The organism is Kluyvera sp. (genome assembly GCF_047971185.1).
Taxonomy (GTDB): domain Bacteria; phylum Pseudomonadota; class Gammaproteobacteria; order Enterobacterales; family Enterobacteriaceae; genus Kluyvera.
In genome coordinates this window covers 1-13,186 of the sequence record NZ_JBKDZH010000060.1, presented here as the reverse complement: position 1 = coordinate 13,186, position 13,186 = coordinate 1, and the positions used below count along the sequence as shown (strand labels likewise).

Sequence of the window (13,186 nt, the reverse complement as noted above, 5' to 3'; positions counted from 1 at the left end):
TTTTAAGACTGATAATATTGAGTTAAATGATTCTTATGTTGCACATGATAATAAGTGGCATGATTTGCGGAGCCTTACTGGGATTTGTTATGCAGCGCGGTCGTTTCTGCCTGACGGGCGGCTTTCGCGATATGTATATCACCAAAAATAACCGCATGTTTTACGCCCTGCTGATTGCTATCTGTATCCAGAGTATCGGCGTGTTCGCGCTGATCCAGCTTGGCCTGGTGCAGTACGACGCGGGCGCGTTCCCGTGGCTGGGCACCGTGGTCGGCGGATTTGTTTTTGGTATCGGTATCGTTTATGCGGGCGGCTGCGCCACCGGCACCTGGTATCGCGCCGGGGAAGGGCTGATTGGCAGCTGGATTGCGCTGGTTACCTATATGGTGATGAGCGCGGTGATGCGCTCGCCGCACGCCGCGGGGCTGAACACGTTTCTCGGTCAACACACCACCGCGCACAACGGCATTGCCGAAACCCTGAATATCTCCGTCTGGCCGATTATCGCGCTGCTGGTGGTGGTGACGCTGTGGTTTGTGCGCAAAGAGCTGCGCAAGCCGAAGCTGAAGGTTGCCTCTCTGCCGCCGCGCCGCACTGGCCTGGCGCATCTGCTGTTTGAAAAGCGCTGGCATCCGTTTGTCACCGCGGTGCTGATTGGCCTTATCGCGCTGCTGGCCTGGCCGCTGAGCGAAGCGACCGGGCGTATGTTTGGCCTTGGCATTACCTCGCCGACCGCCAACATCCTGCAGTTCCTCGTCGGTGGCGACAGCAAATTCCTCAACTGGGGCGTGTTCCTGGTGCTGGGGATCTTTATCGGCTCGTTTATTGCCGCCAAAGCCAGCCGTGAATTCCGCGTCCGCGCCGCCGATGCCAGCACCACGCTGCGCAGCGCCAGCGGTGGCGTACTGATGGGCTTCGGTGCCAGCATTGCCGGCGGCTGCTCGATTGGTAACGGTCTGGTGATGACCGCGATGATGACCTGGCAGGGCTGGATTGGCCTGGTATTTATGATTCTCGGCGTGTGGTGCGCGTCGTGGATGTTGTATGTTCGCCCGCAGCGGAAAGCAAAACTGAAAACCGCAACGGCTTAAGGAGTAGAAAATGGTTGTGAAGAAACTGGACGTAGTGACGCAGGTTTGCCCGTTCCCATTAATTGAAGCCAAGGCGGCGATGGCGGAACTGGCCAGCGGCGACCAGCTGGTGATTGAGTTCGACTGTACCCAGGCGACGGAAGCGATCCCGCAGTGGGCGGCGGAAGAGGGCTTCACGGTCACTGACTATCAGCAGTCTGGCGATGCCGCGTGGACGATTACCGTACAGAAATAATGCTGCGCAGGTAAAATGACGCCGGGAGGATTTCCCGGCGTTGTTGCGTTGACTTAAACTATCTCCTGCACGTACTGATACAGCGCCTTCAGTAGCGCCTGCTTCTCGCTATTCCCTTCATACTGCCCGTACAGCATCTCCAACTGCTGGGCGTAGGCCTGCAAAAATTCCTCGCTGAAAATCTGCCGACGCTGATCCAGCCAGCGCTGCTGCTCGGTTTCATCCAGCGTGCCCGGGAAGTTACGCGCGCGATAGTTAAACAGCAGCTTCTCGATACGCTTGTCGGCGAAGGTGATGTCCAGCGCCGGCAGATTGCGCGGCTCGGTCTCAAGCACGATTTTCATCGCCGCGCGGTCGGCGTCGCTAAAGAAGCCGTTATAGAGCTGGGCGTCAACGTTATCCGACGGCACAAACGGCTCGGCTTCGGCGAATATCGCCACCACCTTCTCGCGCACCTGCGGGTTATCGCGCAGCTGCTTCAGGTTATCCAGACAGTGCTGGCGGTTGATGCCCAGACGGTCGGCATCTTCCGGCCGTAGGGTATTGGCCTGCGCCAGCACCGGGCACTTATTCAGATGTACCAGCTTAATCGGCACCGGCGAACTGTCGCCGAGGTCGGCTTTCGCGGTATACAGACGCTCGCGCAGCGCATCGGCATCCAGCTCGAGCAGCGGGGCGATGTCGCCCGCCAGGTCGACCATGATCACCGCGTTGCGGTTATCCGGATGCCAGGCCAGCGGCGCAACCCAACTGGTGTTACCGCGCCAGGCGCCAAACATCCCGGAAACATGCACCAGCGGCTTCATCTGCGGCACGTCAATCAGCGTCATCAGCTTGTTTTTGCCACGGTAGGCGTACAGATAATCAAACAGCTTCGGCTGCTGGGTCTTCACCAGCTTCGCCATGGCGATGGTGGCGTAAACGTCGGCCATCGCATCGTGGGCGTTGCTGTGTTCAATGCCGTTGGCTTTGGTGAGATGTTCCAGACGGAAGCTGGGAAGGCCGTCATCGTTCTCCGGCCAGTTGATGCCGTCCGGACGCAGGGCATAGCAGGCGCGCATCACGTCGAGCAGATCCCAGCGCGAATTGCGGTTTTGCCAGCTCCAGGCGTACGGGTCGTAAAAGTTACGGTAGAAAATATTGCGCGTCACTTCATCATCGAAGCGGACGTTGTTGTACCCCACCACGCAGGTTTCCGGCACCGTAAAAAGATCGTGAATGCGTTTGGCAAACGCGGCTTCGTTGTCGCCTTTGGCGCGCGCTTCCTGCGGGGTGATGCCGGTAATCAGCACCGCCTCCGGCTGCGGCAGGTAGTCGTCCGCCGGTTTACAGTAAAAGACCTCTGGCTCGCCGATAATATTGAAGTCTTTATCGGTGCGAATGGCGGCGAACTGCGCGGGTCTGTCGAGGGAAGGGCTGGTTCCGAAGGTTTCATAGTCGTGAAACAGGAATCCCGGCGCGCTTGAGGTCTCTTGCATAGCGTTTACTGTGTCCGTGTATGGCATTGAATGTCCATGGTAAACGATTTAGCCGAGCATCAGAAGCGCAGAGGGCGATTCTGGAAGCGACTACGCAGCCTCTTTTTTTGTCCATAACCAGAGGTATGTCATATTTTCTTGCAATTTAAGCCAGCCAGGCGGCGCGAACTTCCGTAAAAAGGACGGCGAACTTGTAAACGTTGAGGATGTTCCGTTGAAAGCCCGTTTTCTTGTTGCCGTTTCTTTGCTCGCTTCGAGCGTTTCGTGTGCGTTTGCCGACAATGTCGCGATGCCTTCCGTCACCCCGCCCGCCATTAAAGCAGGCTCCTGGGTACTTATGGATTACACAACCGGGCAGATTTTAACCGCAGGTAATGAACATCAGCAGCGCAATCCGGCCAGCCTTACCAAGCTGATGACCGGCTACGTGGTGGATCGGGCGATTGATAGCCACCGCATTACCCCAGACGATATCGTCACCGTCGGGCGCGATGCCTGGGCGGCGGGTAACCCGGTGTTTAATGGCTCATCGCTGATGTTCCTCAAAGCGGGCGACCGCGTCTCGGTGCGCGATCTGAGCCGCGGCCTGATTGTCGATTCCGGCAACGACGCCTGCGTGGCGCTGGCGGACTACGTGGCCGGCGGCCAGCCGCAGTTCGTCAAAATGATGAATGACTACGTGCAGAAGCTGAATCTGCGTGATACCCACTTTGAAACCGTTCACGGCCTTGACGCGCCGGGCCAGCACAGCTCGGCCTACGATCTGGCGGTACTGTCGCGGGCGATCATTCACGGCGAGCCAGAGTTCTACCACATGTACAGCGAGAAAAGCCTGACGTGGAACGGCATCACCCAGCAGAACCGTAACGGCCTGCTGTGGGAAAAAACCATGCACATCGACGGCCTGAAAACCGGCCACACTTCCGGCGCGGGCTTTAACCTGATTGCCTCATCGGTCGACGGCCAGCGCCGCCTGATTGCCGTGGTGATGGGGGCCGATAGCCCGAAAGGGCGTGAAGAGCAGGCGCGCACGCTGCTGCGCTGGGGCCAGCAAAACTTCGATACCGTGCAGGTGCTGAAAAACGGCAAAAAAGTTGGCACCGAGCGTATCTGGTACGGTGATAAAGAGAAAATCGCTCTCGGAACCGATCAGGATTTCTGGTTAGCGCTGCCGAAAGCGGAATTGCCCAACATTAAAGCCAAATACGTGCTGGATAATAAAGAGCTGGAAGCGCCCATTGCCGCTCATCAGCGGGTAGGGGAAATCCAGCTGCTCGACCGCGATAAAGTGGTGGCGCAGTGGCCGCTGGTGACGCTGGAAAGCGTCGGCAAAGGCTGGTTGTTCTCGCGATTAAGCGACTATCTGCACCACAAAGCCTGATTTACATCTAAATCTCGTCGAATAACGCCCCGTTTCAGGGGCGTTTTTTCGCTCCCTGTGGTCGTTGCCCGGCGGAGCAGGTACAATTTGCGCTTTCGTTTTTGTGGAGAGTGGGTGTGCGTCCGGATAAGTCACTCAGCCCGTTTGAAATTCGGCTATATCGTCACTATCGTACCGTACACGGCGCGCGCATTGCTCTGGCCTTCGTCCTGACGTTTCTGATTGTCCGCCTGCTCGGCATTCCCGAGGGCTCCTGGCCGCTTATCACCCTCGTGGTGGTGATGGGGCCGATTTCGTTTTGGGGCAATGTAGTGCCGCGTGCCTTTCAGCGGATTGGCGGCACGGTTCTTGGCTCCGTGCTGGGCCTGGTCGCTCTTAAGCTGGAGCTTATTTCGCTGCCGCTGATGCTTATCTGGTGCGCGGCGGCGATGTTCCTGTGCGGCTGGCTGGCGCTGGGCAAGAAGCCGTATCAGGCGCTGCTGATTGGCATTACGCTGGGGGTGGTCGTCGGGGCGCCGCCGGGGGATATGACCACCGCGCTGTGGCGAAGCGGCGACGTGATTTTCGGCTGCCTGCTGGCGATGCTGTTTACCGGCATCTGGCCGCAGCGGGCGTTTATCCACTGGCGCATCCAGATGGCGACGTTCGTCACCCAGTTTAACCGTATCTACCAGGCGGGCCTGTCACCGAACCTGGTCGAGCGCCCAAGGCTGGAAAAGCATCTGCAAACGGTGCTTAACGACGTGGTGAAAATGCGCGGCCTGATCACTCCGGCCAGCAAAGAGACGCATATCCACAAAGGCATCTTTGAGGCCATTCAGACCGTCAGCCGCAATCTGGTATGTATGCTGGAGCTGCAAATCAACGCCCACTGGGCCACCCGCCCGAGCCACCTGCTGATGCTCAACGCCCACACGTTGCGCGAAACCCAGACCATGACTCAGCAAACGTTGCTCTCCATCGCCCACGCGCTGTACGAGGGGAATCCGCGGCCCATCAAGGCCAATAGCGAGAAGCTCAACGACATTGTCGTCGAACTGCGCCAGCTGGTGAGCGATTATAAAGGCGATAATCTGTCGGAAACGCCGATTCATGGCTACGTCTGGCTGAGCCTGGAGCTGGCGCGTCAGCTGGAGCTGCTCTCCAGCCTGATGTGCCGCGCATTGCGTAAATAAAAGGCAGATGCGCAGGGTTTTGCGTCTGGTTGTTTCGATTCAGCTGGATTTAGGGTTATGATGAACCCAAAGTAAAAATGATTGTTTGCCACAACGGCGACGCGCGAAATCATACTGGTTGAAGGGTATATAAGTAATGTGTACCTTATCGTGTAGCCGTTGTTTTAACGAATCCGACTCTCAACTATCAGGGGTATAAAAATGGAAACCACGAAACCTTCGTTTCAGGACGTACTGGAATTTGTACGTTTGTTCCGTCGTAAGAACAAACTGCAGCGCGAAATCCAGGACGTAGAGAAAAAGATCCGTGACAACCAGAAGCGTGTCCTGCTGCTGGACAACCTCAGCGACTACATCAAACCGGGCATGAGCGTTGAAGCTATTCAGGGCATCATTGCCAGCATGAAGGGCGACTACGAAGATCGCGTTGATGACTACATCATCAAAAATGCCGAGCTGTCCAAAGAACGTCGTGACATTTCTAAGAAACTGAAAGTCATGGGCGAACAGAAAGGCGAGTAACCGTCATTCTCGGGTGGCGGCCTTGCCGTCACCCGGCCATCGCACTCCCTTCTTCCTCATCCTACCATCACAAACCTCAGTGACATCGCGAGTAATGCGGAGTATAAAGCTCTGTGTTTGATATATTAGCCACAGTTATGTGGGAACGTATTGATATCAAAGGATCTCGCTAACAATGCAGCAACATCAGGAAGCGCAATCATGATGCTGGTGACCGGCGGCGCGCGCAGCGGCAAGAGCCGCCACGCTGAATCGTTACTCAGCCAGTATCCTCAGGTTTGCTATATCGCCACCTCGCGGATTTTCGACGCCGAGATGGCCGAGCGCATTCAGCATCATCGGGACAGCCGCCCCGCACACTGGCGCACCGAAGAGCGCTGGCAACATCTTGCCGACATTATTACCCCGCACAACGATCCCAACGAAGCCATCTTACTGGAATGCATCACCACGCTTATCACCAACATCCTCTTTGCCTCGGGCAACGCGCAGGAGATTGAGCGTTGGGATTTCGCCGCGCTGGAGAACGAGGTGAACGCCGAGATCGACGCGCTGATTGCCGCCTGTCGAGCCTGCCCGTCGCCGGTGGTGCTGGTGACCAATGAAGTGGGGATGGGCATCGTGCCCGAGAATCGTCTGGCCCGGCATTTTCGCGATATTGCCGGGCGCGTAAACCAAAAGCTGGCGCAGGCGGCGGACGACGTCTGGCTGGTGGTATCCGGGATTGGAGTCAAAATAAAATGAGCCGACTGTTTTTCGCCACCCTCTCGTTTATGAGCCGACTGCCGGTGCCGCAGCGCTGGTCGCAGGGGCTGGATCTCGATCGCTACGTCAGCGGGGTTATCACCTTCCCGGTCATCGGCTTGCTGCTCGGGGCGCTTAGCGGCGCGGTCTTTATGGTGGTCGATGGCTGGTGCGGTATTCCGCTGGCGGCGCTTTTTGCGGTGTTGGCGCTGGCGCTGCTGACCGGCGGTTTTCATCTCGACGGGCTGGCGGATACCTGCGACGGCATCTTCTCCGCCCGCCGCCGTGAAAAAATGCTGGAAATTATGCGCGACAGTCGCCTGGGCACCCACGGCGGCCTGGCGCTGATTTTCGTTCTGCTGGCGAAAGTGCTGGCCATCAGTGAACTGGCGCTACGCGACACGCCGATGCTGGCCGCGATTGCCGGGGCCTGCATTGCCGGGCGCGCGGGTTCGGTGCTGATGATGTACCGCCACCGCTACGCGCGGGAAGAGGGGCTGGGCAACCTGTTTATCGGCAAAATCAGCTTCCGCCAGACCTGGGTGACGCTGGCGATCGGCGCGGCGCTGGTGGCCGCCATGCTGGGTATGCACGGCCTGCGCGCGCTGCTGGTGGCGTTTATCGGCGTCTTTATTTTAAGCCTGCTGCTGAAGCGTACGCTGGGCGGGCAGACCGGCGACACGCTGGGCGCGGCGATTGAGCTGGGCGAAGTGATTTTCTTGCTGGCGCTACTGTAAGCCAGCGCTTAACGGGGTAAATAATAAAAAATGCAAACACTGGCTTCACTGTTAGCGGGCATTCCCGCCATTGACCGCGCCGCCATGGCGCACGCGCAGCAGCATATTGATGGCCTGCTGAAACCGACGGGGAGCCTGGGGCGGCTGGAATCTCTGGCGGTGCAGCTGGCCGGGATGCCGGGGCTGCACGGTACGCCACAGGTGGCGAAGAAAGCCATCCTCGTGATGTGCGCCGACCACGGCGTCTGGCATGAAGGCGTGGCGGTGTCACCGCAGGTGGTCACGGCGATTCAGGCGGCAAATATGACGCGCCACAACACTGGCGTGTGCGTGATGGCCGCGCAGGCCGGTGCCGAGGTGCACGTGATCGACGTCGGCATCGATGCCGAGCCGATCCCTGGCCTTATCGACATGAAGGTGGCGCGCAGCAGCGGCAATATCGCGCAGGGGCCGGCCATGAGCGCCGAACAGGCGCAGACGGTACTGATGGCGACCATCAACTATACCCGTCAACTGGCGGAGCAGGGCGTAACGCTGTTTGGCGTCGGCGAGCTGGGAATGGCCAACACCACCCCGGCGGCGGCGATGGTCAGCGTGCTGACCGACAGCGAAGCGGAAGCGGTGGTGGGGATTGGGGCCAATCTGCCGCAGGCGCAGCTTGCGCATAAGGTTGAGGTAGTCCGCCGCGCTATCGCGGTGAATCAGCCGAACGCCGCGGACGGTCTCGACGTGCTGACGAAAGTGGGCGGCTATGACCTGCTGGGAATGACTGGCGTGATGCTCGGAGCCGCCTCCTGCGGTCTGCCGGTAGTGCTGGACGGTTTCCTGTCGTATGCGTCAGCGCTGGCCGCTTGCCGTATCGCGCCGGGCGTGAAGCCGTATCTGATCCCTTCCCACTTCTCCGCCGAGAAAGGCGCGCGTATCGCGCTGGCGCATCTGGAGCTTGAGCCGTATCTGCACATGGAGATGCGCCTCGGCGAAGGCAGCGGCGCGGCTATCGCGATGCATATCGTGGAGTCGGCCTGCACCATGTACAACCGCATGGGCACGCTGGCGGGCAGCAATATCGTTCTGCCGGTCTAACGCCTTTAGTTCGCGCCCATCTGCCGAAGCAGCCATTCCCGCAGCGCCACAATATCCTGGCGCTGCGCGGCTTCTTCGGTCGCCACCAGATAATAGTTCGCGCCGGGCAACGTCACGTTGAACGGCGCGGTCAGCACGCCACGCTGCAGCAGATCCCGCGCCAGCAGTTCGCTGGCAATCACCATGCCCTGACCGGCCACCGCCGCCTGTAGCGCATGCGTTTCATCGCTGAAGGTTAACCCCGCCTGAATGTTCAGCTCCACAGGCCCATAGCGCATTTTCCAGTTCTCCCAGCTGGGTTCATCGGCGGGAACGCGACGATTCTCAACGTGGAACAGCGTCACCGCCTGCAAATCCTCCGGCTGGCGTATTTCCAGTGAAGGGCTGGCCACGACAATAAAGCGATCGGCATGCAGCAACGTGCAGTGCAGCGCCGTTTCCGGCGTCTCGCGATAGCGGATAGCCACATCGACGCTGCGCTGGCTGAGGTCGACCCGCTCAACGCTGGTGTGTAGACGCAGATCGATTGCCGGAAATTCCTCCTTAAAGTCTGCCAGCCGCGGCACCAGCCAATGCGTCAGAAAGTTGGAGGTGGTGGTGACCGTCAGCGCGGGTGGCTGCTGGGCGCGTAGCACCTGGGTAGTGGCTTCTTCCAGCGCGGCAAACGCGCGCTGGGTGCCGGCGTACAGCACGCTGCCGCTTTCGGTCAGGCTGACACCCTGAGCGCTGCGCTCGCAGACCCGACAGCCCAGCACCGATTCCAGCAGTTTGATCTGGTGGCTCACCGCGGTGGCGCTGACGCCCAGCGCGTCGGCCGCACGTTTAAAGCTCTGGCTTTCGGCCACGGCATGAAACGCGCGCAGCGCGCCAAGCGGTGGGAGGCGTACTTTTTTCATGGCTGAGATTTTCTCATCTATAGCTGAAAACTATGCGTTTGTTTTGTCCATTATACAGGGCGTAGGCTAACCGACATGTGAAACATGAAGTGAATTAATCTCATGATGATGTCGGGAGTTGAAGATGAGCATAGTGATGAATAACGGCGCGGCGCAGAGCGAAGAGGGGGCGGTGCGCGCGATTGCGCTCGCCACGGCGGCCGCAGCAGGGGGATTAGTGCTGAAAATGACCACCAGCGTCGGCGTGGGCGTCAGCCTACTGCTGCTGGCCGCACTGGCGGCGAGCGCGGCCCTTGGCGCGTTGCTGGCGAGCCAGCGGGCATTCGCCCGCTACGGTTTTATGCTGGCCGCAGCGGGCTGGCTGCTGGTGCTGTTGACCCTTCTTAACGGCCACGTGGGGATTGCGCTGCTGCCCGGCATGCTTATCGCCGGGCTCGGACTGGGGCTGGCCCATGGGCGCTGCGCCGTCCAGATGCGGATGGGCAGCACCCTCAGCGTTATCGCCGCAGTGGCGGCGGCCTGGTGGATTCAGACCCATGCGGCACCGGGGCTAATGGGGTATGTCTTTGCGTTTGCGCTGCCTATCGATCTCGCGCTGCTGGGGGCGCTGCTGGTACGGATTGCCGAACAGGAAGGACGTTAAAAGCAAAACGTCATCCGGCGTAGCCCGCTTATGGAAGCAGCGCCGCAATTTATTTATCCGATCCGCAAGAATCCTTTCAACTGCAAAAACAGTTTTTTATTATCGGCCTTCTTACAGCGAACCTGGCTCCCGGCTGTACGAAATGTGGCATGACCTGAACGTAGCGCCTCATGCATCAGCAGGGGAGCCGTTTTACCGGCAATGCCGCTTTTGAAAACTGCGGGATCTGCCCTGCAATGGATTAACGCTTTTTTACGCCAGGGAAAACACAGTGAATCTGATGAATAATTGCGCATTACCAGTCGTGGATGTTATATTAAAATATAATATCCGGAGGTGCGCTATGTATACAACTCGTCTGAAAAAGGTCGGCGGCTCCATCATGTTGGCGGTTCCTCCCGCCGTGCTGAAAACGCTGGAACTGTCGACGGACAGCGAAGTGGGGATGACTATTGATAATGGCTGCCTGATTATTGAGCCCCAGAAACGGCCCCGTTATTCGCTCGAGGAGCTGCTGGCGCAGTGCGATCCGCACGCCGAAATAAGCGACGAGGATCGGGAATGGATTGATGCGCCTGCGGTGGGCAAGGAGCTCCTGTAAATGGACCGAGGGGAAATCTGGCTCGTTTCACGGGATCCGATTGCCGGCCACGAGCAAAGTGGAAAGCGCCCGGTGCTGATCGTTTCACCTGCATTATTCAACAAAGTCACCCGATTACCCATTGTGGTGCCTGTCACCCGCGGCGGAAACTTTGCTCGAGCTGCTGGTTTTACCGTTTCACTGGATGATGCGGGCACTAAAACGACGGGCGTTATTCGATGCGATCAGCCCAGAACCATCGATATGAAAGCTCGGGATGGCAAACGCCTTGAACGTGTACCTGAGAAGGTCGTTAATGAAGTACTGGCCAGGCTGGAAGCCATTCTGAGCTGATATCACAGCCATAACAGCAAAAAGCCTGCTTAGTTTCCTAAGCAGGCTTTTTAAATGTGGCTCCTCTGACTGGACTCGAACCAGTGACATACGGATTAACAGTCCGCCGTTCTACCGACTGAACTACAGAGGAATCGTTGTGGAGTCGTATCTTAGCGGCGAAAAAACTTTTGTCAAACCCCAATTAGCGCTTTGTCGCGCAGTTGCCTATTCCATCAACAATTTGTCGCCATTCCGGACAAAAATTAAGGAAAAATGTTTTGCAGGATCGGCGATTCTCCCTCATCATTTGAAATGTAGTTTCAACTTTCAGATCTAAGGTCCACTTTGAACGTCACCGCCGCCCTTCGCCAGGCCGTCTCGCGCACGCCCTGGTATAAAAAACGCAAAAGTTATCGAGTTCTCTTCTGGCGTGAAATCACCCCCCTTGCTGTACCCATTTTTCTGGAAAATACCTGCGTTCTGTTGATGGGCGTGCTGAGTACCTTCCTCGTCAGCTGGTTGGGAAAAGAGGCGATGGCGGGCGTGGGCCTGGCCGATAGCTTTAACATGGTCATTATGGCGTTCTTTGCCGCCATTGATCTCGGTACTACGGTGGTGGTGGCCTTTAGCCTCGGCAGGCGAGACCGGCGTAAAGCGCGCGCCGCCGCACGACAGTCGCTGGTGATCATGACCCTCTTCGCCGCCGTCCTGGCGGCGGTGATTCACTATTTTGGCGCGGAGATTATTAACATCGTCGCCGGAGAAGCCACGCCGGAAGTGAAGGCGCTGGCGCTGACCTACCTCGAACTGACCGTTCTGAGCTACCCCGCGGCCGCTATTGCCTTGATTGGCAGCGGCGCGCTGCGCGGTGCCGGGAACACCAAAATTCCGCTGATGATTAACGGCGGGATGAACATCCTCAACATTATTATCAGTAGCGTGCTGATTTACGGCGCGTTCGGCTGGGACGGCCTCGGCTTTGCCGGGGCAGGGCTAGGGCTGACCATTTCGCGCTACATCGGCGCGGTGATGATCATCATTGTGCTGATGGTGGGCTTCAATCCGGCGCTGCGTATCCCGCTGAAAAGCTACTTTAAACCGCTGAATTTCGCCATTATCTGGGAAGTGATGGGGATTGGGATCCCCGCCAGCATCGAGTCGGTGCTGTTTAACGGCGGTAAGTTGCTGACTCAGATGTTTGTTGCCGGAATGGGCACCGACGTGATCGCCGGTAACTTTATCGCCTTCTCGGTGGCGGCGCTGATTAACCTGCCGGGTAACGCCCTGGGCTCGGCGTCGACCATTATTACCGGTAAACGCCTCGGCACCGGCCAGCTCGCGCAGGCGGAACGCCAGCTGCGTCACGTCTTCTGGATGTCGACCATCGTGTTGACCGTGATTGCGTGGGGGACGGCTCCCTTCGCCGGGCTGTTTGCCTCGTTCTATACCCATGAAGAGGATGTCAAAGAGGTAGTGAAAATCCTGCTGTGGATGAACGCCGCCTTTATGCCTATCTGGGCCGCTTCCTGGGTGCTGCCCGCGGGCTTTAAAGGCGCGCGCGACGTTCGCTTCGCGATGTGGGTGTCCATGCTGAGCATGTGGGGCTGCCGCGTGGTGGTCGGGTACGTGCTGGGGATCCTGCTCGGTTGGGGCGTGGTCGGCGTGTGGATGGGGATGTTCCTCGACTGGGCGGCCCGCGCCACGCTGTTCTACCGCCGTCTGATTACCGGCCGCTGGGCGTGGAAATACGCGCCGGCGAAAAAAGAAGACGCCAAATAATAGCGGGTTGGCGCTAAAATCGGCAATAAACGTCAGTTTTCAGCCTGATTGCAGATTAAATCAGCAAACGAATTATTTTCTGCAAATCAGGCTTTGACAACCACGGGGCACCCCGATAATATGCGCCTCGTTCACACGATTCCTCTGTAGTTCAGTCGGTAGAACGGCGGACTGTTAATCCGTATGTCACTGGTTCGAGTCCAGTCAGAGGAGCCATATTTTAGTATTAAGACATCTCAGTGAGTCTTAATGCGCTATAAAAACAAGCAGTTAGATTGACCCGGTTATCCAGGTAAGGATTACCGGGTTTCTTGACATCTGTGGTTTTTGGGGGCTTAATCGGGGGCCTCACGGTTCGTTGAACGAATGGAGCCCCCGCTATGTCACTCACTGATACCGCTATCCGCAAGCTCAGACCCACAGACAAACCCTTCAAACTTGGCGACAGTACCGGACTGTACCTGCTGATCAAACCCAACGGCTCAAAACTCTGGTACATGAAGTAC

General features: G+C 58.0%; 17 protein-coding genes and 2 tRNA genes. 15 read left to right on the top strand and 4 right to left on the bottom strand.

Annotated elements, in window-relative coordinates; translation table 11 throughout:
* Positions 1 to 35 precede the first annotated feature (35 nt).
* Positions 36 to 1,091 carry a thiosulfate utilization transporter TsuA/YeeE gene (gene tsuA / locus ACK5JN_RS17300; RefSeq protein ID WP_416871292.1) on the top strand — a complete coding sequence of 352 codons (1,056 nt, stop codon included), beginning with the start codon at positions 36 to 38 and terminating at the stop codon, positions 1,089 to 1,091.
* A gap of 10 nt (positions 1,092 to 1,101) precedes the next feature.
* Positions 1,102 to 1,326: a thiosulfate utilization sulfurtransferase TsuB/YeeD gene (gene tsuB, locus ACK5JN_RS17295; RefSeq protein WP_001575873.1), complete on the top strand. Its 225-nt coding sequence runs from the start codon at positions 1,102 to 1,104 to the stop codon at positions 1,324 to 1,326.
* A 53-nt stretch (positions 1,327 to 1,379) separates the two neighbouring features.
* On the opposite strand, the gene sbcB is transcribed toward tsuB, so the two are convergent.
* Together sbcB and ACK5JN_RS17285 are read right to left on the bottom strand one after the other, a co-directional pair.
* A complete protein-coding gene (gene sbcB / locus ACK5JN_RS17290) occupies positions 1,380 to 2,804 on the bottom strand; it encodes an exodeoxyribonuclease I (protein ID WP_416871291.1) in 1,425 nt (474 codons plus the stop codon).
* Positions 2,805 to 2,894: 90 nt separating this feature from the next.
* A complete protein-coding gene (locus tag ACK5JN_RS17285) occupies positions 2,895 to 3,119 on the bottom strand; it encodes a hypothetical protein (protein WP_416871306.1) in 225 nt (74 codons plus the stop codon).
* Between ACK5JN_RS17285 and dacD the strand changes: the two genes are divergently transcribed.
* The 6 genes from dacD to cobT all read left to right on the top strand — a co-directional run bounded on the left by dacD (position 3,019) and on the right by cobT (position 8,446).
* Positions 3,019 to 4,185 (top strand): serine-type D-Ala-D-Ala carboxypeptidase DacD, encoded by a 1,167-nt coding sequence (gene dacD / locus ACK5JN_RS17280; protein WP_416871290.1) that lies wholly within the window; start codon positions 3,019 to 3,021, stop codon positions 4,183 to 4,185. The genes ACK5JN_RS17285 and dacD overlap by 101 nt on opposite strands.
* A gap of 116 nt (positions 4,186 to 4,301) precedes the next feature.
* Positions 4,302 to 5,360, top strand: coding sequence for an FUSC family protein (locus ACK5JN_RS17275; RefSeq protein WP_416871289.1), 1,059 nt, complete (start codon positions 4,302 to 4,304; stop codon positions 5,358 to 5,360).
* A 201-nt stretch (positions 5,361 to 5,561) separates the two neighbouring features.
* A complete protein-coding gene (locus ACK5JN_RS17270) occupies positions 5,562 to 5,882 on the top strand; it encodes a DUF496 family protein (RefSeq protein ID WP_035894853.1) in 321 nt (106 codons plus the stop codon).
* Between the two features lie 198 nt (positions 5,883 to 6,080).
* Entirely contained in the window at positions 6,081 to 6,626 is a 546-nt protein-coding gene (gene cobU / locus ACK5JN_RS17265; RefSeq protein WP_416871305.1) for a bifunctional adenosylcobinamide kinase/adenosylcobinamide-phosphate guanylyltransferase, read from the top strand.
* Positions 6,623 to 7,363, top strand: a complete 741-nt coding sequence (gene cobS / locus ACK5JN_RS17260) for an adenosylcobinamide-GDP ribazoletransferase (RefSeq protein ID WP_416871288.1) — start codon at positions 6,623 to 6,625, stop codon at positions 7,361 to 7,363. The genes cobU and cobS overlap by 4 nt, the downstream gene beginning before the upstream one ends.
* A gap of 30 nt (positions 7,364 to 7,393) precedes the next feature.
* Positions 7,394 to 8,446 carry a nicotinate-nucleotide--dimethylbenzimidazole phosphoribosyltransferase gene (gene cobT, locus ACK5JN_RS17255; RefSeq protein ID WP_416871287.1) on the top strand — a complete coding sequence of 351 codons (1,053 nt, stop codon included), beginning with the start codon at positions 7,394 to 7,396 and terminating at the stop codon, positions 8,444 to 8,446.
* Positions 8,447 to 8,451: 5 nt separating this feature from the next.
* Here cobT and ACK5JN_RS17250 read toward each other — a convergent pair whose 3' ends face one another.
* Positions 8,452 to 9,342 (bottom strand): LysR substrate-binding domain-containing protein, encoded by an 891-nt coding sequence (locus tag ACK5JN_RS17250; protein WP_416871286.1) that lies wholly within the window; start codon positions 9,340 to 9,342, stop codon positions 8,452 to 8,454.
* A gap of 124 nt (positions 9,343 to 9,466) precedes the next feature.
* Between ACK5JN_RS17250 and ACK5JN_RS17245 the strand changes: the two genes are divergently transcribed.
* From ACK5JN_RS17245 to ACK5JN_RS17235, 3 genes are all read left to right on the top strand, one after another.
* Complete coding sequence (locus ACK5JN_RS17245) at positions 9,467 to 9,985, top strand: hypothetical protein (protein WP_416871285.1); 519 nt, start codon at positions 9,467 to 9,469, stop codon at positions 9,983 to 9,985.
* A gap of 343 nt (positions 9,986 to 10,328) precedes the next feature.
* Complete coding sequence (locus ACK5JN_RS17240; protein ID WP_416871284.1) at positions 10,329 to 10,586, top strand: AbrB/MazE/SpoVT family DNA-binding domain-containing protein; 258 nt, start codon at positions 10,329 to 10,331, stop codon at positions 10,584 to 10,586.
* The gene (locus ACK5JN_RS17235) at positions 10,587 to 10,919 is read left to right on the top strand and encodes a type II toxin-antitoxin system PemK/MazF family toxin (protein WP_416871283.1); all 333 of its coding nucleotides are present in this window, start codon (positions 10,587 to 10,589) and stop codon (positions 10,917 to 10,919) included.
* Positions 10,920 to 10,976: 57 nt separating this feature from the next.
* Here the strand turns inward: ACK5JN_RS17235 and ACK5JN_RS17230 are convergent.
* Positions 10,977 to 11,052: transfer RNA gene (locus ACK5JN_RS17230), tRNA-Asn, on the bottom strand.
* 6 nt (positions 11,053 to 11,058) lie between these two features.
* Here ACK5JN_RS17230 and ACK5JN_RS17225 point away from each other — a divergent pair.
* The 4 genes from ACK5JN_RS17225 to ACK5JN_RS17210 form a co-directional block, all read left to right on the top strand.
* Positions 11,059 to 11,238, top strand: coding sequence for a DUF5951 family protein (locus ACK5JN_RS17225; RefSeq protein WP_416871282.1), 180 nt, complete (start codon positions 11,059 to 11,061; stop codon positions 11,236 to 11,238).
* A gap of 8 nt (positions 11,239 to 11,246) precedes the next feature.
* Positions 11,247 to 12,680 (top strand): EmmdR/YeeO family multidrug/toxin efflux MATE transporter, encoded by a 1,434-nt coding sequence (locus ACK5JN_RS17220; protein WP_416871281.1) that lies wholly within the window; start codon positions 11,247 to 11,249, stop codon positions 12,678 to 12,680.
* A gap of 140 nt (positions 12,681 to 12,820) precedes the next feature.
* Positions 12,821 to 12,896, top strand: a tRNA-Asn gene (locus ACK5JN_RS17215).
* A gap of 164 nt (positions 12,897 to 13,060) precedes the next feature.
* On the top strand, positions 13,061 to 13,186 hold a 126-nt coding region (locus ACK5JN_RS17210; RefSeq protein ID WP_416871304.1), incomplete at its 3' end, for an Arm DNA-binding domain-containing protein.